Below are 951 nucleotides of genomic sequence, written 5' to 3' on the forward strand. Positions count from 1 at the left end.
TCAACCAACACCTCCCTAGCCCTTCAATCATTTAAAAAATCACTTGAAGAAGAAGGATTAATTATAGATAATTTACCTATTATGGATGGTAAAATTCATAGAGTAAAAACTACTAATGATAAAGGTAGAGAATTAAGTGGTGCTTATATTGGATATTTAAATAACAATTTTCCTGCAGGTTTTATACAAAATTTTAAAACAGGCATAAAGAAAAATTGGAAAATGCAAGTAGAAAAAAACTATAATAGTAATTTAAAAAGCTCTCAAGAATTACATAATCAAATAAAAAAAGATCAAGAGCTTAGAGAAAAAGAAATTTTAGCCTTACAAGAAAAAACTGCCTTAAAATTAGAAGATGAGTATAATAATGCAAGATGGGCTAATTCTAACCATGCTTACTTAAAGAAAAAAGGCTTTGATGAAAACTTTTATCTTAAACAAGATAAAATGGGTTCATTATTAATTCCTTTAAAAGATGAAAATGGAAAATTATGGTCACTTCAAAGAATATTTTCAAATGGAGATAAAATCATAGGAGTAATTAAAACTCAAGAAGAAAAAGATCAAGGCGTGGAATATCTTGCAAAAAAACAAGGTTGTTTTCATATTATAGGAGCTAAAACACTTCATAATTTAAAAGAATTTTATTTATGTGAAGGTTTTGCTACTGGTGCTACTTTGTATAAAGCTTTAAATAAACCTATCATTATGGCAGTAGATGCTGGTAATTTAGAAAGTGTGGTTAAAAAACTAAATACTCTCTATCCTGATAAAAATATCACAATATTTGCTGATAATGATGTAAAAAAAGAATTAAAAGGATTAGAAAATACAGGTAAAAAAACAGCTTTAGAAATTAAAGAAAAATATTCTAATGTTAGTGTAATTTTACCAAATTTTACACAAGAGCAAAGCTCTCAAGGTATGAGTGATTTTAATGATTTAATGCTT

1 protein-coding gene is annotated in these 951 nt (G+C 26.4%); it reads left to right on the forward strand.

What is annotated here, in order from left to right; translation table 11 throughout:
• The coding region (locus CAMP5063_RS08330) for a toprim domain-containing protein (RefSeq protein ID WP_337195162.1) at positions 1-951 on the forward strand (951 nt) is incomplete at both ends.

Origin of the sequence: Campylobacter sp. RM5063 (assembly GCF_024723655.1) — a bacterium.
GTDB lineage: Bacteria > Campylobacterota > Campylobacteria > Campylobacterales > Campylobacteraceae > Campylobacter_D > Campylobacter_D lari_D.